General features: G+C 31.8%; 16 protein-coding genes. 6 read left to right on the forward strand and 10 right to left on the reverse strand.

What is annotated here, in order from left to right; genetic code table 11:
• Window positions 1–62: 62 nt before the first annotated feature.
• The 4 genes from FHR24_RS03280 to FHR24_RS03295 all read left to right on the forward strand — a co-directional run bounded on the left by FHR24_RS03280 (window position 63) and on the right by FHR24_RS03295 (window position 7068).
• Window positions 63–2993: a TonB-dependent receptor plug domain-containing protein gene (locus FHR24_RS03280; RefSeq protein ID WP_167183810.1), complete on the forward strand. Its 2931-nt coding sequence runs from the start codon at window positions 63–65 to the stop codon at window positions 2991–2993.
• 175 nt (window positions 2994–3168) lie between these two features.
• On the forward strand, window positions 3169–4677 hold the full coding sequence (gene atpD, locus FHR24_RS03285; RefSeq protein WP_167183813.1) for a F0F1 ATP synthase subunit beta: 1509 nt from the start codon (window positions 3169–3171) through the stop codon (window positions 4675–4677).
• A 98-nt stretch (window positions 4678–4775) separates the two neighbouring features.
• Complete coding sequence (locus tag FHR24_RS03290; RefSeq protein ID WP_167183816.1) at window positions 4776–5069, forward strand: FoF1 ATP synthase subunit delta/epsilon; 294 nt, start codon at window positions 4776–4778, stop codon at window positions 5067–5069.
• A gap of 397 nt (window positions 5070–5466) precedes the next feature.
• Window positions 5467–7068, forward strand: coding sequence for an OmpA family protein (locus tag FHR24_RS03295; protein ID WP_167183819.1), 1602 nt, complete (start codon window positions 5467–5469; stop codon window positions 7066–7068).
• A gap of 426 nt (window positions 7069–7494) precedes the next feature.
• On the opposite strand, the gene FHR24_RS03300 is transcribed toward FHR24_RS03295, so the two are convergent.
• The 7 genes from FHR24_RS03300 to FHR24_RS03330 form a co-directional block, all read right to left on the reverse strand.
• Entirely contained in the window at window positions 7495–8664 is a 1170-nt protein-coding gene (locus tag FHR24_RS03300) for a class I SAM-dependent methyltransferase (RefSeq protein ID WP_167183822.1), read from the reverse strand.
• Window position 8665: 1 nt separating this feature from the next.
• Window positions 8666–9748 (reverse strand): AI-2E family transporter, encoded by a 1083-nt coding sequence (locus tag FHR24_RS03305; RefSeq protein ID WP_167183825.1) that lies wholly within the window; start codon window positions 9746–9748, stop codon window positions 8666–8668.
• Entirely contained in the window at window positions 9729–10328 is a 600-nt protein-coding gene (locus FHR24_RS03310; protein ID WP_167183828.1) for an acyl carrier protein phosphodiesterase, read from the reverse strand. Before FHR24_RS03310 ends, FHR24_RS03305 begins: the two co-directional genes overlap by 20 nt.
• Before the next feature lie 85 nt (window positions 10329–10413).
• Window positions 10414–11532, reverse strand: coding sequence for a DNA polymerase III subunit beta (dnaN, locus tag FHR24_RS03315; RefSeq protein ID WP_167183831.1), 1119 nt, complete (start codon window positions 11530–11532; stop codon window positions 10414–10416).
• A gap of 113 nt (window positions 11533–11645) precedes the next feature.
• A complete protein-coding gene (gldG, locus tag FHR24_RS03320; RefSeq protein WP_167183833.1) occupies window positions 11646–13274 on the reverse strand; it encodes a gliding motility-associated ABC transporter substrate-binding protein GldG in 1629 nt (542 codons plus the stop codon).
• Complete coding sequence (locus tag FHR24_RS03325) at window positions 13267–13986, reverse strand: ABC transporter permease subunit (protein WP_167183835.1); 720 nt, start codon at window positions 13984–13986, stop codon at window positions 13267–13269. The genes gldG and FHR24_RS03325 overlap by 8 nt, the downstream gene beginning before the upstream one ends.
• 16 nt (window positions 13987–14002) lie before the next feature.
• On the reverse strand, window positions 14003–14827 hold the full coding sequence (locus FHR24_RS03330; protein ID WP_167183837.1) for an SAM hydrolase/SAM-dependent halogenase family protein: 825 nt from the start codon (window positions 14825–14827) through the stop codon (window positions 14003–14005).
• 108 nt (window positions 14828–14935) lie between these two features.
• Here FHR24_RS03330 and FHR24_RS03335 point away from each other — a divergent pair, with 108 nt between their 5' ends.
• Window positions 14936–15883: a PhoH family protein gene (locus tag FHR24_RS03335; RefSeq protein ID WP_167183839.1), complete on the forward strand. Its 948-nt coding sequence runs from the start codon at window positions 14936–14938 to the stop codon at window positions 15881–15883.
• A 114-nt stretch (window positions 15884–15997) separates the two neighbouring features.
• Window positions 15998–16945, forward strand: a complete 948-nt coding sequence (locus tag FHR24_RS03340) for a phosphoribosylaminoimidazolesuccinocarboxamide synthase (protein ID WP_167183841.1) — start codon at window positions 15998–16000, stop codon at window positions 16943–16945.
• Between the two features lie 64 nt (window positions 16946–17009).
• On the opposite strand, the gene FHR24_RS03345 is transcribed toward FHR24_RS03340, so the two are convergent.
• From FHR24_RS03345 to FHR24_RS03355, 3 genes are all read right to left on the reverse strand, one after another.
• On the reverse strand, window positions 17010–19595 hold the full coding sequence (locus FHR24_RS03345) for a T9SS type A sorting domain-containing protein (protein WP_167183843.1): 2586 nt from the start codon (window positions 19593–19595) through the stop codon (window positions 17010–17012).
• A 141-nt stretch (window positions 19596–19736) separates the two neighbouring features.
• Entirely contained in the window at window positions 19737–20606 is an 870-nt protein-coding gene (locus FHR24_RS03350) for a hypothetical protein (RefSeq protein WP_167183844.1), read from the reverse strand.
• 23 nt (window positions 20607–20629) lie between these two features.
• Window positions 20630–21373, reverse strand: a complete 744-nt coding sequence (locus FHR24_RS03355; RefSeq protein WP_167183847.1) for a hypothetical protein — start codon at window positions 21371–21373, stop codon at window positions 20630–20632.
• Between the last annotated feature and the right edge of the window lie 50 nt (window positions 21374–21423).

The raw sequence follows: 21423 nt of genomic DNA on the forward strand, positions 1-21423 counted from the left end.
AATTTATTAGCATTTGTTTATTTTTTGTATTTTGTAGAGTGAACAACTATATTCTTATTTATATGAAAATCAAACTAACAACTATTTTTTTCGTTCTATTTAGCATAGGCCTTTATGCACAACATACCGTAGTGGTTAAAGGTCGGGTTCTAGATAAGCGAGATAAAGCCACAATTAACATGGCTACGGTCAAGGTTTTGGGAACTTCTTTGAATACAATTGTAGATGGTAATGGGGATTTTGTATTAGAATTAAAACAATCTCCTCCTATTAAGATTACAATACAGGCAATAGGCTATAAAGATTATAATTATGTAATTACAGCTAAAGAAGAGGAATTAACGGTTTTGTTAGAAGAGGACATCACAAGTTTAGATGCTATTGTATTATCGGCTTCTAGAACACCAGAACGTGTTTTTGAATCTCCAGTGTCTGTAGAAAGAATGGGCTTAACGGCAATAGAAAACACAACATCACCTAGCTTTTATGATGGATTAGAAAACATGAAAGGGGTAGATGTAAGCACAGGAGGGCTAACCTTTAAATCGATAAATACAAGAGGTTTTGCTGCTATAGGAAACACCCGTTTTGTACAGTTAGTAGATGGAATGGATAATTCTTCGCCAGGTTTAAACTTTCCGCTAGGGAATTTAATAGGATTAAATGAATTAGATGTGCAATCAGTAGAATTATTGCCAGGGGCTTCTTCGGCTCTGTATGGTGCCAATGCCTTTAATGGAATTATGTTTATGACAAGTAAAAGTCCTTTTACACACGAGGGAACAAGTGTTTACGGAAAAACAGGAGTGACCAATTCTGAAAACACAGGAGTGAATGAATTTGTAGATGTGGGGATTAGAGTTGCAAAAAAAATAAATGACAGATTTGCAATTAAGTTTACTTCTTCATTGCTAAAAGGAACCGATTGGTTTGCCTCCGATTCTAGGAATATAAATAAAGACGGAAAGGTTATAGACGGGAATCGTAGTAATACTTTAAACTATAATGGAATAAATATTTATGGAGATGAGTTTACAAATCCAACGGATGTTGGTTTTGGGTTTGCCTCTAGAACAGGATATGCAGAACAGGATTTAATCAATTCTGATACGGATAGTTTTAGAGCTTCCTTTTCAGCACATTTTAAACCCATCAAAAATAATGATGATACTGAAGTGATTTTGAGTAGTAAATTTGGTACAGGAAATACTATTTATCAAGGAGCAAGCAGGTACGCTTTAAGAAACTTTATTATGCACCAACATAAACTAGAAATTCAATCTAAGCATTTAATGATTAGAAGTTATGTAACTCTAGAAAATGCTGGAGACTCTTATGATATTCGTTTTGCGGGAGTTAACACTTTACGTGCAGAAAACTCTGCTGTAAAAGCATACAATCAAGTAAATGGAACAAGTTTGTCTGTAGATGAGTTGTGGTTTGGTACATACGGAAATGCTATGGCTGGAAACGTATCTGGTGTTTCTGGAGGAGATATTGTAGCTGCAAGAGCCGCTGCTGATGCTTCTTTTAGAACAGATCCTAATAGTGCTGAGTTTAGGGCTATCTTTAATTCAGTTATAAATAATTCAGATTTAACACAAGGAGCAAAGTTTGTAGATAGTTCTAAATTATGGCATTCTGATATTAATTATAATTTTAAAGAGTTGATAGATTTTGCAGAAGTACAAATAGGAGCTTCTGCACGTAGGTATGATTTAAATTCTGAGGGGACTATTTTTACAGATACAAAAACAGAAAATATTACTTATGATGAGTTTGGAATATATACACAACTACAAAGAAAGTTTTTAGAAGATAGGTTAAAATTAACAGGTTCCTTACGTTTTGACAAGGCTCAAAATTTTAATGGAAACTTTTCTCCAAGAGCTTCTGTTTCTTATAATGTAGATAGTGAAAGAAATCATAATATAAGAGCTTCTTTTCAAACAGGATTTAGAAATCCAACGACTCAAGATCAATATATTGGGCTGTATTTAGGAAATACCATCTTAATTGGTTCTGCAAACGACAATCCACAACGATATAATAGAGAATTTAGTGTAAGTTCACAAGCAGGACAGTTTGCAGCAGGCGGAACTAGTATAAATTTTAATGGGTTGCAAGGATATACAAATTCATTTACAAGGTCATCTGTAGAGCTTTTTGCAGATGAAGTGGAAAAAAGAGCTACAGAAATTGTGGTGAATTCAGGAGGAACTACCTCAGTTAGCGATGCGAAACAACAGGCAGCTGCAGAGAAATCAGGATTGTTAACACAATCTAATGTAGATTATATAGAGCCAGAGCAAGTAAAATCTTATGAGTTTGGGTATAGGGGTAGATTGTCAAAAAATACAGTTTTAGATTTTAGTGCATATTACAATCAATATAAAAACTTTATAGCCTTAATAACAACGGTGGCTCCTTTGTATGGTGATGTTTCGGCAGGTGTTACTTTGGCAGAATTACAAAGTTCTGATCCTATAAATAATTCAAAACTATTGTTAAATGCAATTTCAGAAGGAGAATATACTCCCACTACATTGTATTCTAATACAGATGCAGATGTAGCATCCTATGGTATAAATATTGGGATTGAAACCAAAATTATAGGGAATTATGATTTTGGAGTAAATTATGCATATGCAAAACAAGATTTTAATCAAGCAGATGATCCTGATTTTGAAACAGGGTTTAACACTCCAGAACATAAAGTAAAAATGTCTTTAGGCAATAAGGATATATATAAAGGACTCGGTTTTGGTTTAAATGTACGTTGGCAAGACAAGTTCTACTGGCAATCTAGTTTTGTAGATGCTCAAATTAATGCAAGAACGTTGGTAGATTTACAGTTTATGTACAATATTATTCACTGGAATTCTAAAATAAAAGTAGGGGGAGCAAATATATTTGGAAATGAATATGAATCTGCTCCAGGATCAGGAACAGTAGGTTCTCAATTTTATGGATCTTGGACCTATAATTTTTAAATTTTTCAAACTAATAGTCAGTAGATTGAATTAAATTACATTATAATTAAAAACACGTCTATTTTTTTATAAAATGAGTTGTGTGCAATGATAAAAAAATTATCTTTGCACACACTTAAATACGTGAAATCATTTAAGGAAAAACTAGAAATTAAATTCTTTTAATAGTATAAAAATGTCTAAAACAACAGGTAAAATCGCTCAAATTATTGGACCAGTAATTGATGTTGCTTTCGAAACTGGGACTAAGCTTCCAAAAATTTACGATTCTTTAATCATCAACCGAAAGGACGGTAAAGTATTAGTGTTAGAGGTTGAACAACACATTGGTGAAAATACAGTAAGATGTATTGCGATGGATTCTTCTGATGGATTGTCAAGAGGTCAAGAAGTAATAGTAACTGGTGAGCCAATTAAAGTTCCTGTTGGAAATAATATATATGGGCGTTTGTTTAACGTATCTGGAGATCCTATTGATGGATTGCAAGATTTACCAAAAGATGGTGCAAATGGATTGCCAATTCACCGTGCTGCTCCTAGATTTGAAGACTTATCTGTGTCTACAGAGGTTTTGTTTACAGGGATTAAAGTGATCGATTTAATTGAGCCTTACGCAAAAGGAGGTAAGATTGGATTGTTTGGTGGTGCTGGAGTAGGTAAAACAGTATTGATTCAGGAATTAATCAACAACATTGCAAAAGGTCACGGAGGTTTATCTGTGTTTGCAGGAGTTGGAGAAAGAACGCGTGAAGGAAATGACTTGATGCGTGAAATGATTGAAGCTGGAATTATTTCTTATGGAGAGGCTTTTGAGCACTCTATGGAAGAAGGTGGATGGGATCTTGAAAAGATTGACCACGAAAAAATGAAAGAATCTAAAGTAACGTTTGTATTTGGACAAATGAATGAACCACCAGGTGCACGTGCTCGTGTAGCTTTATCTGGTTTAACAATTGCTGAATATTTCCGTGACGGAGCTGGAGATGGACAAGGAAAAGACGTGTTATTCTTTGTTGATAATATTTTCCGTTTTACACAAGCAGGATCTGAAGTATCTGCTTTATTAGGACGTATGCCATCAGCAGTAGGATACCAACCAACATTAGCAACTGAAATGGGAGCTATGCAGGAACGTATTACATCTACAAAAACAGGATCTATTACATCTGTACAAGCAGTATATGTACCTGCAGATGATTTAACAGACCCTGCACCAGCAACAACGTTTGCTCACTTAGATGCAACTACAGTATTATCTCGTAAAATTGCAGAATTAGGTATTTACCCAGCGGTAGATCCATTAGATTCTACATCAAGAATTTTAACAGCAGAAATTTTAGGTAAAGATCACTATGACTGTGCTCAGAACGTAAAAGAGTTGTTACAACGTTATAAAGAATTACAAGATATTATTGCCATTTTAGGAATGGAAGAATTATCTGAAGAAGATAAATTAGTGGTTCACAGAGCACGTAGAGCACAACGTTTCTTGTCTCAACCTTTCCACGTTGCAGAGCAGTTTACAGGTATTCCAGGAGTATTAGTAGATGTTAAAGACACCATTAAAGGATTTAACATGATTATGAATGGAGAGTTAGATCAATATCCAGAAGCAGCTTTTAACTTAAAAGGATCAATTCAAGAAGCAATTGATGCAGGAGAGAAAATGTTAGCAGAAGCATAGTCAATAAATAATTTGCAACGAGCAATTAACAATATGTTTTAATTGACCATTTGTAAAGTATTGAACATTGCTAATTATTAATTGTTAATTGATAAAAAATGTATTTAGAAATAGTATCACCAGAAGCTGTATTGTTTTCATCAGAAGTAGATTCTGTATTAGTTCCTGGAGTGCAAGGAGAGTTTCAAATGTTGAATAATCACGCAGCTATCGTTTCTGTTTTAGGAAAAGGTATTGTTAAAATTCACGTACATACTCAAGAGCATTTAGAGTTTGATGAATTGTCTGGAATGGTAGAAACCGAAAATGATGATGATAAAATCTTAACACTAAAAATTAAGAGTGGAACTGTTGAAATGAAAGACAATAAAGTAACGATTTTAGCAGATTAAAACTCTCAAAATAAAATAATAAAAAACGCTATCTATATTCTAGATAGCGTTTTTTATTTTAGAAACTATATTATGAATTTTAGTAAAAATAAGCACACATCTTTATAGAAAAACGAATACCATAAAATGACTAGAATTAAAGCTGTTAACTTTTTTGCTTATGGAAATATTATTTTTAGAATGCTGTTATTTAATTAAATAATAGGTTTAATTGTGTTTTTAAAGAGAAAAAACCACTTAATTTATTATTAATGTTTTTTTATTGTTATTTATTAAGAATATATTAAAATTTTATATAAAAACTAACACTAGTTATTTTATATGGTTTAAATGATGTAATTTTGTGACACCTCCCCATACCCGTTTAATGTGTAGTTGATTGATAAATAAGGCAATGATGAGGTTTTTTTATGTTTTAGTATTTTTAGTAAGTTCTGTTTTTTCTCAAAAAAAGAACGACAATCTGTTGTATAGGTTACAAGAGTACAAGCTCCGAAACTTGCCTATAAATACATCTTCTATAGACTTTGGAGTTAATTTTTTTAATGATAGTACAATTATCTTTTCAAGTACGAAAGAAATTGATCCTTTAAAGAAACATAATAAAAATCCATATTTAGAATTATATCAGGCGAATATAAGTCCAGTCAATGAGATAAGAAGCTTAGAGAAATTCTCTATGGATCTTCATTCAGATTTTCATGAAGCTAATTTTGCTTTCACAAAAGATGGAAAATACGTTTATTTTACTAGTGGAGATCAAAATAAAGGAAAAGGGGTTAGAGAAATTAATCAAAAAAATATAGTTGAGCTTTTTGGAGCTGATATTTCTAATGGTGTAATTACAAATATTAAACTATTATACTTTAATAATAATAGATATTCAGTAGGTCATCCCTTTTTATCTAAAGATGAAAAAACATTGTATTTTATGTCTGATAGACCAGAAGGATATGGGGGTACTGATTTGTATAAAGTAGATATTTTAGGTTATAATAGATATGGTAATATTAAAAATTTAGGTCCAAAAATAAATAGTCCAGCCAATGAACTATACCCTTTTGTTGATGTTGACGATGTATTGTATTTTTCTTCTGATAAAGAAGGAGGTAAAGGTGGTTTGGATGTCTATGGTATTTCTTTAAAAGATACTCTACAGAATGTTTTTCATTTGCCAGCTCCTGTGAACTCTAATAAAGATGATTTTGCTTTTGTATTGTCTAAATCAAACTTAGGTTTTGTTTCTTCTAATAGAGAAGGTGGTTTAGGAGAGGATGATATTTATAAGTTAAAATTAAAATGGTTGCAATATATACAAGGTACTGTTGAAAATGTTGCTACAACAGAGCCTGTTTCAGATTCAAAAGTCTCTATTTATAAAAACAATCAAAAAGTAGATGAAATTATAACTGATTCTATAGGGCAATTCCAGTCAAATATTAAAGTAGGTGCTAATGAAACTTATATGGTAAAAGTAGAAAGGAGAAATCATTTGGCGGATTCTACTATAGTTAAAACTCCTGAAATTAGATACTTTTCAAACAATATAGCATTCAACTTAACAAGAACAGCACCAGATGAAATTGTAATTAAAGAAACGGTTAAAACAGATAAGAGTGTTGAAGAAAATGTAGTACCAGATTTAGAGTTTGAACCTATCTATTTTGACTTTGATAAATTTAATATTGACAAAGACTCTGAATTGGTTTTAGATAGTCTGGTTGATACTTTAAATAAATATCCAAACATTATGATTGAAGTCGATTCTTACACAGATGCAGAAGGTGAAGTATCATGGAATCAAATGCTATCTGATAAACGTGCTAAATCTACAACAGATTATCTAATTTTAAAAGGAATATCTGCAGATAGAATAAAAGCGACAGGACATGGAGAAAGTAAATTGATTAATAAATGTGGTGTAGGTATTATATGTACCAAAGCAGAAAAGAAACTAAATAGACGAACAGAGTTTAGAGTGGTTCTTATAGAAAAATAATAAATTTAAATAATTAAAAAATAAAAGAGGGATTCTAATTAAGAGTTCCTCTCTTATAATTTATATAAATGATGAACAATATTATTTTACTTAATTATGATATACATAGTTTAGTTTATCTTTTTTTAAAGACAATGTAATTCTGTTTGAAATCACATTTTATTAACATTTGTAGTGTTTTTTATTCTTAAATTTGATTGCTGAAAAGAAAAAAATACTAAGATGAAAAAAGACACGATTTATTTATCCTATGAAAATATTTGTGCAACAATTTTTACTATTGCAATTGTACTATTTATTTTTTTAATTAAAAATGAAGAAATTTATTCATTAAGAAAAAAAGACATAGTAAATAAGTTTGATAATAAAAGCTTAAAAAAATCAAATAAAGATTACAATATAGTTTTTAAGACAAAATAAGAGGTTTTACTTCTTACAAAGAAGAACAATTTGTTCTTCTTTTTTGTTGGTGGTAAAAAACAAATAAATATCTCCACCTTCTTTAATTCCTGTTTTTTTACGAATTGTAGCTACACTTTCTCTAAAGTTCCGAGTTGTAATATTGGCTTTTTTACTAGGTAGTTTTTTTAAGAGTTGTTTTTTGTTGTAAGGCAGTACCTCCACAATTTTAAAAGCTCTACCAGAAAAATCAATCAACTCATTAGAAGTGTATAAGTGAGAGTGCTTGTGTAGTTTTTTTATTTTAAAAACTTCAGAAACAGCCTCAAATCCACCAGACTTTAAAATAGCGCTATTGGGTTCGTAAATATATTTTAGTGGCTCAGATAGCTCCGTATTGTATTCTTTTTGATAAATAAAGTTAAAATGATCTATAGTGTTTTGAATGTTGACAGCGTTAATTTTAATAGTTCCTTGATATCCTTTTTCTACATGTACCAAAACTTCTTTAACTTCATTCTGTAGCGCAATAATAAAAACTTCTTTTACAAAGCTCAGTTCGTTTATACAGCTAGTAATGTCAATTAGAGGGGAGTTTTTAATGAGGATATTATGACTCTTTTCTACCAAAGCATCCAAATGTTTAGGAATGTTAGGCAAGCAATCTTGTAGTAAAAAAACTTTCCCTTTTACATTGTTTCTGCGAGATGGATCTACATAAATCCAATCGTAGGTTTTGTGGTTGTCTAAAATATATTGAACACCATCACCCTGAATACATTCTATGTTTTTAGTCCCTAATTCTTGTAGGTTGTGCTTTACAATTTTGGAAAGTTCTGAGTTTAACTCACAGTGTGTAACTTGTTTAAAATGTTTAGAAAACGAAACACAATCAATTCCGTAACCTCCAGTAATATCTATAATAGAATCCCCTTTTATTAAATTGCTTTTATAGTTTGCAGTTGCTTCGGATGAGGTTTGTTCTATGTTTAGTTTATTGGGGTAATAAATGTCTTTTGTTAAAAACCAAGTGGGGAGTTTTTTTTCACACTTCTTTTTTGCTTCTATTTGCTCTATAATCTCTATTGTAGAAATAGATGGAAATGGAGAGCCTTTTAAAACCAATTTAGTAATGTCGGTTTTAAGGTTTTGGTTGATGAAATCTTGGACTTCAGGTAAAAGAATAGAAGGATTCAAGTTAAAAATCTTTGGTTAGTAGTTTTACCGCTTTGTATTTGTTAAAAAATTCTTTTGCAATTACTTTAATAGCTGTGTATGCAGGAATAGAAACAACCATTCCGATGATTCCAAACAAGCTTCCAAAAATCATAATAACTAAGAAAATTTCTAGAGGATGTGATTTGACACTTTTTGAGAAAATTAAAGGCTGACTTACAAAATTATCAATTAATTGAGCCGCAAAATAACCTCCCATTATGTATAGAGTATTGGGTAAAATTTGTGTTTGAAAATCTAAATCTAAATTGTTAGTTGTTGCCAAAACAAACATTACAATTCCACCAATTAAAGGGCCTATGTAGGGGATTAAATTGAATAAGGCACATAGAAAAGCAATAATAATAGCGTTTTCAATGCTAAAAACACTAAGTACAATGCTGTAGATGGCAAACAAAACAGAGATTTGAATAATTAAACCAATAAAGTATCTAGACAATAAATCCTTAATAGTTTCTAAAGACCTAGCTGCGTGAAAAACATGTTCTTTTGGAATAAAGGCATAAGTTCCTCTGGACAGAATTTTAGCATCTAGCATAAAGAAAAAAGAGATAAATAATACTGAGAAAAGCCCCATGCTAAAAGATCCTATTTTACTTAAAATAACATTTAGAATATTAGGGATGTTTTTAAGACTAGGTAAAAAATCTATATTTTTTGTTTTTTCTAAAATATCAATATTATGAAACAGTAAATAATCATTTACTTCTGTGCTAAGTCTTTCTATGTTGCTTTTAAATTCATCAGAATTTAAAAGAGCTATATTCTCACTTTGTTTGCTAATTAATGGGGTAAAAGCATTAAAAATAAGAAAGGTAAATATGCTGTAAACAATAATAGAAATTAAAACAGCCAGCGTATTGTTTAATTTTAATTTTTGTGTTAAAAATTGTATCCCAGGTCTAGATATTAAAGCCAATACAGCAGATATAATTATATAAACTATGATAGTTTGTATCTGAATAAAAAACCACACTAAAGCTACAATACCAGTTAAAATAGCGATGGTTCTTAGTAGTCCGTTACTAATTGTTTTTGCGGTCATAATTTAGTAAGTATTGTTGGCTAAAAATCTGCAATTCTTCAAAAAAAGCAGTAAAATCTTGTTCAAAAATAGCGTAATTATTTTTAAGGTCTACAACAGCTTCATTCATCATAGAAATTCCTTTGGTTCTTACATTCATGTCGTGAAGAATACTAGTAATTCCAGGAATTGTTCGATACATATACAGCCAGTTTTGCTGAGTCATATAGGGAAGTAAATACTGTGTTTTTTCTGGTAAAATAGCGTAGTTGTCTTTAAGGGTTTGATACACTCCTTGACTAAAATTTTGCAAAGGAATTTCTGAATATAAGAGCCAATTTTTAGCTAGAAAATGATCGTAAATTAGGTCTATAATCACCCCTTTGTACAACCTGTATTTTGGGTCTAATCTTCTTTTGCTTTGTCTAAAAATAGAATGTTCATCTGTAAAGGTATCAATAGCTCTGTGCATTTTAATACCAAATTTAATGCCTTCAGAAAAATGATGAAATTTATTTCCTCGAATGCTATCTGCAATAAAATTACCGATCATAATTTCTTTATCAACACCTGCTAGATATAAGTGGGCAAGAAAATTCATAAACGGTAAGTTTTTATAAGTAAAGATAAATAAAAAGCGTTCCACAAAAAATGTGAAACGCTTTTTTTATATTGTTGAGAGAATGTTAGTTACTTAACATTACAGGCATTACTAACATGGTAATTTCTTCTCCTTCTTCGGTACCATCCGCTGGAGTTAAAATTCCGGCACGGTTAGGTAAAGACATTTCTAACTGTACGTTGTCTGATGATAAGTTGTTTAACATTTCTGTTAAAAAACGAGAGTTGAATCCAATTTCTAAATCATCGCCTTGATAGTCACAATTTAAACGTTCGTTGGCTTTGTTAGAAAAATCAATATCTTCTGCAGATATATTTAATTCTGTTCCTGCCATTTTTAGACGAATTTGATGTGTTGTTTTGCTAGAGAAAATAGATACACGCTTTGTAGAGTTTAAAAAAGAACCTCTAGAAATAGTTAATTTATTTGGGTTTTCTTTAGGAATTACCGCGTTGTAATTTGGGTATTTTCCATCAATTAGTCTACAGATTAAATCTACATTGTCAAACGTAAACTTAGCGTTAGATTCGTTATAAGATATAGATACTTCTGCATCCGATGTTGCTAAAATTCCTTTTAAAATGTTTAAAGGTTTTTTAGGCATAATAAACTCAGCAACTTCATCTGCTTGTACATCTGTTCTAGTGTATTTTACCAATTTGTGAGCATCTGTAGCAACAAACGTTAAATTGTCTGTTCCAAACTGAAAAAATACTCCACTCATTACAGGTCTCAAATCATCGTTACCTGTCGCAAATATGGTTTTAGAAATTGCGTTAGCCAATACATTTGCAGGCACTATTGTGTTGCTTGGGTTTTCTAAAGCGACTGCTTTAGGAAATTCGCTCCCATCAAAATAAGGCATTCCGTAGTTTCCTTGTTCCGATGTGATTTCTACTTCGTTACTTCCTTCAATCTTAAATGTTAAAGGTTGATTAGGCAACGTTTTTAAAGTATCTAACAATATTCTTGATGGAACAGCAATAGCTCCTTCACTGTCAGATTGTACTTCAATTGTAGTAGACATGGTAGTCTCTAAATCCGAAGCAGATATTTTTAGTTCGTTTTCGCTTAATTCAAATAAGAAATTATCTAAAATAGGTAAGGTATTACTTGTGCTAATAACACCACTTAGAACTTGCAATTGCTTTAACAACTGAGAGCTAGATACTATAAATTTCATAGGTTATGTTGTATGTAATTATACATTATTCGTGATAGCTAATATAGTATGAAAACGGAATGTTTACAACAAATGTTTTAAACATAATTAATCAAACTGTTAATAACCTTTGTTTAATATTTAGATTTTCTATAATAAAAAATAAGCACACCAAAAACGGCCACCATCACTAAAGGAATTAGGGTGTTTATCAACTGCCATTTGGTTTTTTCTTGAAGTGCTTTAGGCTGATTAATGGTGTCTAAAGTAATTTGTTTGGCTCGTAATTGTATCAATCCAGAATCGTTTAATAAATAGTGAATTGTGTTTATTAAAAACTCTTTATTTGCATAATACATATTGTTCCATTTGTCTAAACCTAACTCTAAAGGTTTTCCTTTGCTTATATGATTAGTGCTTATATCTCCATCAGCAATTACAACCATTTTTCCTTGGTGCCCGTTGCTAATAAAGTTGTTTTTATAAGGTTTGATCCTGTTTTTATAGGCTGATGAAAAATGACCTTCTAGCAATATTCCTAAAATTTTAGAACCTGAATTAAAAGAGGTAACGTCCGAACTTTGTGCAATACTAGCAAGCTCTACATAATTAGGTACCGCTGTTGTTTTGCTAAATGTAGAACTTTGTAATAAAATAGTTTTATGAATGTTGGTGTTTAGAGTGTCTATGCTATTTGTAAACTCTAATTTAACATCTCCAATATTTTTGTTAATTACGTGTTTGTTGTTTGTTTTTATGACTGGATAATAATCCCACAAAAATTCATCAAACTGAGTTTTGTTACCAACATTACCTACTGCTAAAGGAATTTTAGCAGCATATAAATCACGAACCAAATGTTTCTGAATTCGAATTCCATAATTAAATAAATAATCAGTTAAATTTAAATCACGTTGGTAAGCCAATACTTTTCCATTTTGCATTAAGCTGTCTTTTGGAGTGTGAACCATATCTAGCATCCAAAGAGATTTTCCTCCGTTAGTCGTAAATTGATCTAGGGTGAATTTTTCGGCTTCTGTAAACGCTTCTGTTGGTTTGCTAATAATTAACAAATCAAAATCCTGTAATTGTTTTAAGGTTTTTTGTGGTTGTTTGGTAACAGAATCTAACGTAAACGGAGCTAAAAAATAATTTTCTCCCAAAGTTTTTAAAAAGTCATATTGATAAATATCTTCTAACTCTCCATTTCCTTTAAGAATGGCAATTTTTTGTTTTTTGTGAGCTGTAACTTTCTGAATTCCGCTAGCAAAAGCAAATTCTAAATTCTGAATAGAGTTTTCTATTTGTGTGTTTTCATTATTAAAAGATGAGTTTTTTAACAAGTTAACAGCAGTGGTGTTTTTACCACATTTTACAATCGCCCAAGGAAAAATAATGCTTTCAGATACTTTTCCATCTTCTTGAACTGTTAATCTACTAGGGGTTAAACCTTGTTTTATTAGTTTTTCTTGATTGTTCTTTGGATCAATAAAACGGTAATGAATGTGTTGGTTTTTAGAGGTTATTTCTTTTAAAAAGTAATTTGTTTCTTTACTTAATCTTTCAAAATCAAAAGGCAAATCACCAGTTAAATAAACGTTGATGTAAATGTCTTTATTAAGGTTTTTTAAAAGTTGTTGGGTGGGAGTAGAAATAGAGTATTTCTGATCTTTGGTAAAATCCCATCTGTAACTAATTTGATGAATTAGGAATTGAGTAAGCCCAAACAAAGCAAGTAAAATAAGGTGTTTTTTCTTAATCATGGTCTAACTGTAGTTTGGTAAGTCCTAAAAATAGAAACGTAATGCTTAAAAAATAAAACACATCTGTAAGATCTATAACTCCGCGTGTTAAACTTTCAAAATGTTGAGGAATTCCAAAAGTATTCCATCCAAAATTAGAAGTTTCTGATAAGTTTTCTAAAGCAGAAAATACAAAATACAAAACTACATTAATTAATAAGCTAAGTATAAAAGCTGTAATGTTGTTTTTGGTGTAAATAGAGCTAAATAAACCAATAGAAATATAACTAGAGGCTAATAAAATTAAACCGATATAAGACGTAAAGGTGCTTCCTAGATCTATGTTTCCTAATGGGTTTCCTAATTGATAAGTACTGTAAACAAACAAAAGTGTTGGTAATAGAGCAATAATAAGAATGGTTAAATATCCCAAAAACTTACCCATTATAATTTTAAAATTAGAGATAGGTAATGTTTTTAAAATTTCTATAGTTCCATTGCTAAATTCATCAGCAAAACTTTTCATGGTAATTGCCGGAATCAAAAAAGCAAAAATCCAAGAGCTGTTATTAAAAAAAGCGTTAATATTAGCAAATCCAGTATAAATAATATTGCTATAGCCTTTAAATACCCAAAGTAGTAAAGCATTTATTACTAAAAAAGAGGCAATAATTAAATACCCTACAGGGTTGCTAAAAAACGATTGTAGTTCTTTATTAAAAATAGCTTTCATTAAGCGTTGTTCGTTTTTAAAATTCTATACTAATACTGCTTCTGTAATCTAAACCTAAAAGAGTAGAGGCACCACCAACAGTTTGCAAATTGCTTTTGTAAATGGCAATTTCTAAATAATTTCCAGAATTAAACAAAGCCATTTTGGTTCCTGGAGCATTTCTTTGGTGAGTTGGTAGTTCAAAATTAACAATATCACTGTATTTACTGTGAACTTTTTTAAAGGTATACCTACCTACAGAAATAACACAATCTCTTCCTTTACCAACAGTATTAAAAAGTTCTTTGGTAATATTTGTAATAACATTACCATAATTATCAATGTAAATAACAGACCCTAAAATTTTATTTTCAGAAATGGTTTGTGGTTGCAGTTCTACGGTCTTTTTAATTTCAGTCATTGGTTTTCCAATAACTTCTAAAGTTCCTCCTCTGGCAATATGACAAGCTACATTTACAAATACATCTAATACAGAAAAGCTAGTTTCTACCCGATCGTGAATGTTTATTTCTACTATTTTTGTAGGATTAATTTCCGAGGCAATTAAAGACATAATACCATTGTTAGGACAAACAAAATAATGATCGTCTAACAACAAAGCAATGTGTTTGTTTTCTGGAGTCATTTCAGAATCTACACCTATTATATGAATACTTCCTTTTGGAAAACTTCTGTATGCATTTTTTAAAATGTAAGCAGTTTCTGTAATGTTAAACGGAGATATTTCGTGAGAAATATCTACAATGGTTGTTTCTGGTAATAAATTATAAATGGCTCCTTTTACTGCCGACACAAAATGGTCTTTTCTTCCGAAATCAGTAGTTAGGGTGATGAATGCCATAAATGGAAATTATGTTAGCGTTTTTTGTGAATTATTCTAAGCAAATTTACAGAATTGTAAATGATAATTATGTACTTTGTAGCTGCAATTTATAAACAGATTTAAAGCTTGAACGAACGTTTAATTACCCTAGAGGAAATCAACCCAATAGACTTTTTTGGGCCTAATAATTCTCATGTCAATCTGATTAAATCTTATTATCCTAAATTAAAATTGGTGGTAAGAGGAAATCAAATAAAAGCATATGGAGAGGCTATTTTATTAGATGAATTTGAAAAAAGAATAGAAGTATTGGTAAATTATTTAGCTAAATACAATAAGCTAGATGAAACCAGTATAGAGCAACTCTTACTGTCTTCTCAAATAGAATTGCAAAAACAACGTGCTAAAGATGATGTATTGGTGCATGGTGTGGGAGGGAATTTAATAAAACCCCAAACAGACAACCAACGCAATATGGTAAAGGCAATGGCAACTAACGATATGTTGTTTGCTGTTGGGCCTGCAGGTACAGGAAAAACTTACACGGCCGTTGCAATGGCAGTTAGAGCTTTAAAAGAAAAAGAAGTTAAAAAAATAATTTTAACAAGACCAGCAGTAGAGTCTGGAGAAAACTTAGGTTTTTTACCTGGTGATATGAAAGAAAAGTTAGATCCGTATATGCAACCTTTATACGATGCTTTGCGTGATATGATTCCTGCAGAACGTTTGGCATCTCATATGGAAAAAGGAATCATACAAATTGCTCCTTTGGCTTTTATGCGTGGTAGAACGTTAGACAATGCTTTTGTGATTTTAGATGAAGCACAAAATACCACTCATAGTCAAATGAAAATGTTTTTGACGAGAATGGGAAAAAGAGCCAAGTTTGTGATTAATGGTGATCCAGGTCAAATAGATTTACCAAGAAAACAAGTATCCGGACTAAAAGAAGCTTTATTGGCTTTAAAAGAGGTAAAAGGAATTGCGCAAGTTCATTTAGACGGTAAAGATGTTATTCGTCACCGTTTGGTTAAAGAAATTATTACAGCCTATAAAAGTATAGAAATAGATTAAATAACTTTATAGAAGCGAGTAAGAACATCCTTGCTCTTTTTTATAAAGTCTAGATACTTGACTGTAGCTACTTCGGTCAAAAAAAAGTATTTTTGCAACAAATTAAATTCCCAGATGAGTAACACAATTAACGATACCAATTTTAATTTTCCTGGTCAAACAGCAATTTATAAAGGAAAAGTTCGTGAAGTTTATACTGTAAACAAAAAACTAGTAATGATTGCTTCAGACAGACTTTCTGCGTTTGATGTAATTATGCCAAAACAAATTCCTTATAAAGGGCAGATCTTAAATCAGATTGCAGCTAAAATGTTAGAAGCAACCAAAGATATTTGTCCAAACTGGGTATTGGGAACTCCAGATCCAAACGTAACTGTTGGGTACGCTTGCGAACCTTTTAAAGTAGAAATGGTAGTACGTGGTTATTGTACAGGGCATGCTTGGAGAACTTATGCTAGTGGAGAAAGAGTATTGTGTGGAATTACCATGCCAGAAGGAATGAAAGAGAATGATAAATTCCCAGCTCCAATTATTACTCCAACAACCAAGGCTGATTTAGGAGATCATGATGAAGATATTTCTAGAGAAGCAATTTTGGTAAATGGAATTGTATCAGAAGAAGATTACAAACAGTTAGAGGCTTATACATTGGCTTTGTTTGCAAAAGGAACAGAATTGGCTGCAGAAAGAGGGTTGATTTTAGTAGATACTAAATATGAGTTTGGAAAAACTTCGGAGGGTAAAATTGTGGTGATTGATGAAATTCATACGCCAGATTCTTCTCGTTATTTTTATGCAGATGGATATCAAGAAAGACAAGATAAAGGAGAGTCTCAAAAGCAATTGTCTAAAGAGTTTGTTCGTCAATGGTTGATAGAAAATGGTTTTCAAGGAAAAGAAGGGCAACAAATCCCTGAATTAACAGAAGAAAAAATAGAAGAAATCTCTAACAGATACATTGAATTGTACGAGCAAATTACAGGAGAGAATTTTGTAAAAGCAGACATATCTAATGTCTTAGAAAGAATAGACAAAAATGTTACTGACTTTTTAAAAGCCTAACTTTTGTTCAAAAAAAATAAAAGCCTCAAACAACTAGTTTGAGGCTTTTTTTAGAACCTGTTTTTTAGTTTTTAATCACTTTTAGTACCGTAGGTTTGTTACTTATAATTTTTACAAAATAAACTCCTGATGGTTGATTTTTTATACTTAACGGAATTTGACCATTTGTGATGGTACATGTTTTAGATTGAATTAATTGAGATTGTACATTGTAAATCTCTACAGGAACTTCTCCATTACTAACAGGAATTATTAGGTTAAATTCTCCGTGAGTTGGATTAGGGCTCGCTATTGTGTTGTTGTAATAATCTATAGATTTAATAGCAAGACCTTCACAATTTGGTTCCGAACTTATTTTAACTAAATCTCCTTGATTTACTTGAATATCAATAGAGGTTGATGAGGTTTCTAACACCAATTCATTATTTACAGAAATGCTATAAGGAGGTGTTCCGTTACTAATTTCAATATGATAAGTTCCGTTGCTTTTTAAAGAGGATTCTATGCTAATACTAGAGCTTTTTTCTATTCTAACCATAAAACATTGTTCATCGGTTTCTCCTTGCAAGGAGATACATAGGTTATAATTGTCAGGTTCAATATTTTCCAGTGTAATTTCTTTGGTAAAGGCAGTAGTTTGTCCGTTAAACGTTACGTTATAGTTTTTAGAAATATCTGCTGAAATAATAATTTTACCATTGTTTTCGTTGGGGCAGGTTTCTGAGTAAGAGGTAATCGTGAATTGTGAGTCAAAAATACTCCAAAGTGCATCCTCTCCTGTATCTTCAATAGCGTTGATACCTGCAGTCCATCTAGTTCCTCCACGTTCATAGGCACCAATATCTGGGTTTACCCCTTTATAGGGTTTTGTAAATCCAGAAATAATAGGAGCTTGGTCTATCAAATCACTTCCTGCTGCAGGCATAAAATTTTGATTGTCTGCATTCTCAAAAGGAGAAGTAGCAAAAATAGGACTGTTCTGAATGTCGAATTCGCTAGCTCCATTTCCTGTATGCCAAGTCCCATTACTAGCATAATTGTTGTATATTTTGTTATTAGATTGTGGATAACCATTTACCCAAGAATCCATAGCTGTTTGTGTATTCCAAATGGTATTGTGGTAAAAATCTAAATTTGTATTGTTCCAGTTTACCTGATAACCACTCCAAGATACATTCCAAACCACGTTATGGTGTACCGTATACCCCTTACTGTCGTTGTCTAAGTAAATACCAGCAGCCTTGGCAGGATCTCCCGCACTGTGTGAATAATCTGGAGCTGTAGCATCGTGAAACCAGTTGTGGTGAATTTCATTGTTTTTAAGATTATTGTTTCCTACAGTGTAAAAAACACCAGAATCGCTATTTATTTTTTGACTTGCAGAAACATCATTGTAAGCAATTTCACAGTTAGATCCTGCCACATACATTCCGTCTCTACCTGCGTTAAAAATAGTGTTTTTTAGAACTTTCATATTGTCCCCACTTGTTCTTATGGGAGATGCATGTATTCCTACATAATCTATATTGCTAATGGTGTTTCCTTCCACAGTACAATTGTCTGCAGCCCACCCAGAAATTACAATTCCACTAACAGAACTGTGGTTGATAGTACATCCTTTGATAAGTGTATTGTCTCCTAGAACTTCAATAGCCGCTTCTCCAACTTGTGCAGAGGTGTTGGTTAAATCATCATGTCCTTCGCTACCGTGTGTTATGGTACAGTTTAGAATTTGATTGTTATCTGCATTGTTGTTTATGGTGATACTTCCTCCAAAAATGTGGAGTCTTTCTAGTTTGATGTAATCCCCAGACAACTCAATAGCAATTTTTCGGGTTGCATATTCAACAGTGTCATCTGCAGGAATAGAACCATCAGCAGTTTGTAAATAGAGGGTGTTGGTGTTAGCATCATAATACCATTCTCTAGCATAATCCAAAGCCTCTAGTTTGTTAAATAAGTACATTTGTCCCCTCTTATTATTAGGATAATCTCTCCAAGTGGTAGGGTTGTGTATGCTAAAAGGCCATTTGTTAATGTCAACTTCAGTAAAATCTATTCTTGTGGTAGAACTAGAAGTAATCCCTCTTGTCCAACTTGCTCCAGAATGGGCTCCTAAATAATAAACCATACCACCAGACCAATCTATATTAGGAATATTATCAGCATTAAAATAAGTACCATTTCCATCTGTTACAGGGGTACAATCCACTGTCCAGCGATTGTTGTCTGTGTTGTTTGGCCATCTTGCCAAATCCATAAATTCTTGGTTATGATATACAGCACGAAATCTACTTGCAATAGACATGTTTATATTGGTTTTGTAAATATTACCATTGTGTAATTGCCAATTGTTTATTTTAGAGGTTGCTTTAATTTCTACATGTTCACCGTCAGCAGCTTTAAAGGTTAAGTAGTTGCTGGCAGTTCCGTTTTTAGTAATGTTAAATTCATCCTTATAAACTCCTGCTCTAATAATACATACATCACCTGCAGACATTACAGAAATGGCTTTGCTAAAAGTTTTATAGGGATTGGTGATAGAACCATTATTGCTATCGTTCCCGTTAGTAGCCACATAAATGTCTTTGGCAAAGCCTAAGGAGGTGAACAAGAAAGCAATAAATAGAAATTGTAGTTTTTTTATCATTACAAAATTATATTAAACAATGTGTTGCTAATTTATTGATTCATTGATGATTGTTGTAGTAGATATCTTGCTTTTTGTAGAACAAATAAACTATTTAAGGCGATTATTTGGTTTTATTCTTTTGTAAGGGTGTTGAATACTCTAGATTTTATCACCTAAAAATTTTTGAAATTTACTAGGACTTCCATCCGCATCACCAGTTAATAAGTAATAAATCATACCTGCATCCGAAATGTCAGCTCTTTTTTCTTTGTGTTTTTTCATACTTGTCCAAATCCATGCAATGTCTTTATTTGGGTGATTTTTTAACCAATCCCAAACCGACCAATCATGGTTAGAACTCCATCCTTCTGTGGGAATATTTTTCTTGTTTTGATCTTTGATTCGTTTAAATTTTAATTTATTTCCGCTCAAATTAATCACATCCTCAATCGTGTGATGATCGGGTCTTCTTAAATGATGATCATTGTAATTGCTGTGTGATAAAATATAGACATGAGACAAAGCTTCTGAATGTCCTTCTTTTATAGTTTGTTGAACGGCTTGGTACAAAAACTCAGAGGGACCCATGTTGATAAAAAACAAAGGGTTGTTTGGTGTTGATATTTCCAGTTGTTTTTTTAAATGAGTAATGGCTTCTTTTTTTTGAATTCCTACATCAAAAAATAGATTTGGGTTATAGTTCCATCTTTTTATAGACCCATCTACACCTTCTTTCATATAGTTTCTAACTGTGGTGTGTGGCGGAGAAGGCATAAAGTTGTTGTACGAAAAATGAACCAATTTATCTTGCAATTTTAGTTTAGCCAACATTGCCAAAGCAGCAGGAGTAGCTCCCCAATCGTCTGGATCTGCATAGTTATAAGTACCTGTGTATTCTAAATCGGGTTGCGCGTTTCCATCGGCACTACACGCAATTCTATTGTTGTTGTATTTTTTAAACTGTGCATTTGTTGTAAAAGACAGACAATATATAGATAGAATTACTAGTGGTAAAAAAAATGTTTTCATGAATGATATAAGTTAGGAGTAAATTAATCGCAAGTACTAGTTTCTGTTAAATCTTTAGATGTTTCTGCGACAACATCATTATCTAAGCCAGTAGATAAGATAATTTTATCTAGTTGAAAATGTTTAGATCGTGCGCAAATATTTAATGTGTATTCTCCTGCTTCCGGAAAATCAACGGTCATCCATGAGCTAGATTTTGGGTTGTGTAAATCGAGAGCACCCCCAAAGGCAAACTCACCATCTTTAGCACTTCTACTTACAAATTTTTCGTAATGTTCTAAGGTAACAGGTTGTTGATTAACATAGGCACGACCTAAATCTCCCGGAAAATAAATCCATACATCATTAGCTAAATCTCCAGAGGCTTCTTCGGGTGGTTGTCTCATAAACCATTTAACTCTATATCCTGCTTTTGCAGGTACATAAAATTTCACACTAATTTCGTGTGTTAAATTGGGACTATTGTAATTATTTGCTCCAGTATATTCAATGTATTTTCCTCCAGATGCTTTTTCATCTGCTACGACTCCCCATTTTCCTTGCAATTCAAAACTCTCTCCTTCTAAAATTAGCAATCCATCTTTTGTAGTAATATTACAAGCTGTTGGAGTTTCGTTATCACCATTATCGTCGTCATCATTGTCTTCGTTGTTTTCGTCAATTGGAGCTTCTTCTGTGGGAGGAATAAAATTGTCTTCAGAAGCATCATCGGTACAAGAAATTAATAAACTAAAAATTACGATTGGTAAAAAAAGAAGTTTTTTCATGGTTGTCTAGTGTTTTTTAAGTGTTGCTATGTTTAGTTAGAATATTTTAT

This window comes from Wenyingzhuangia heitensis, from assembly GCF_011762155.1.
Classification (GTDB): domain Bacteria; phylum Bacteroidota; class Bacteroidia; order Flavobacteriales; family Flavobacteriaceae; genus Wenyingzhuangia; species Wenyingzhuangia heitensis.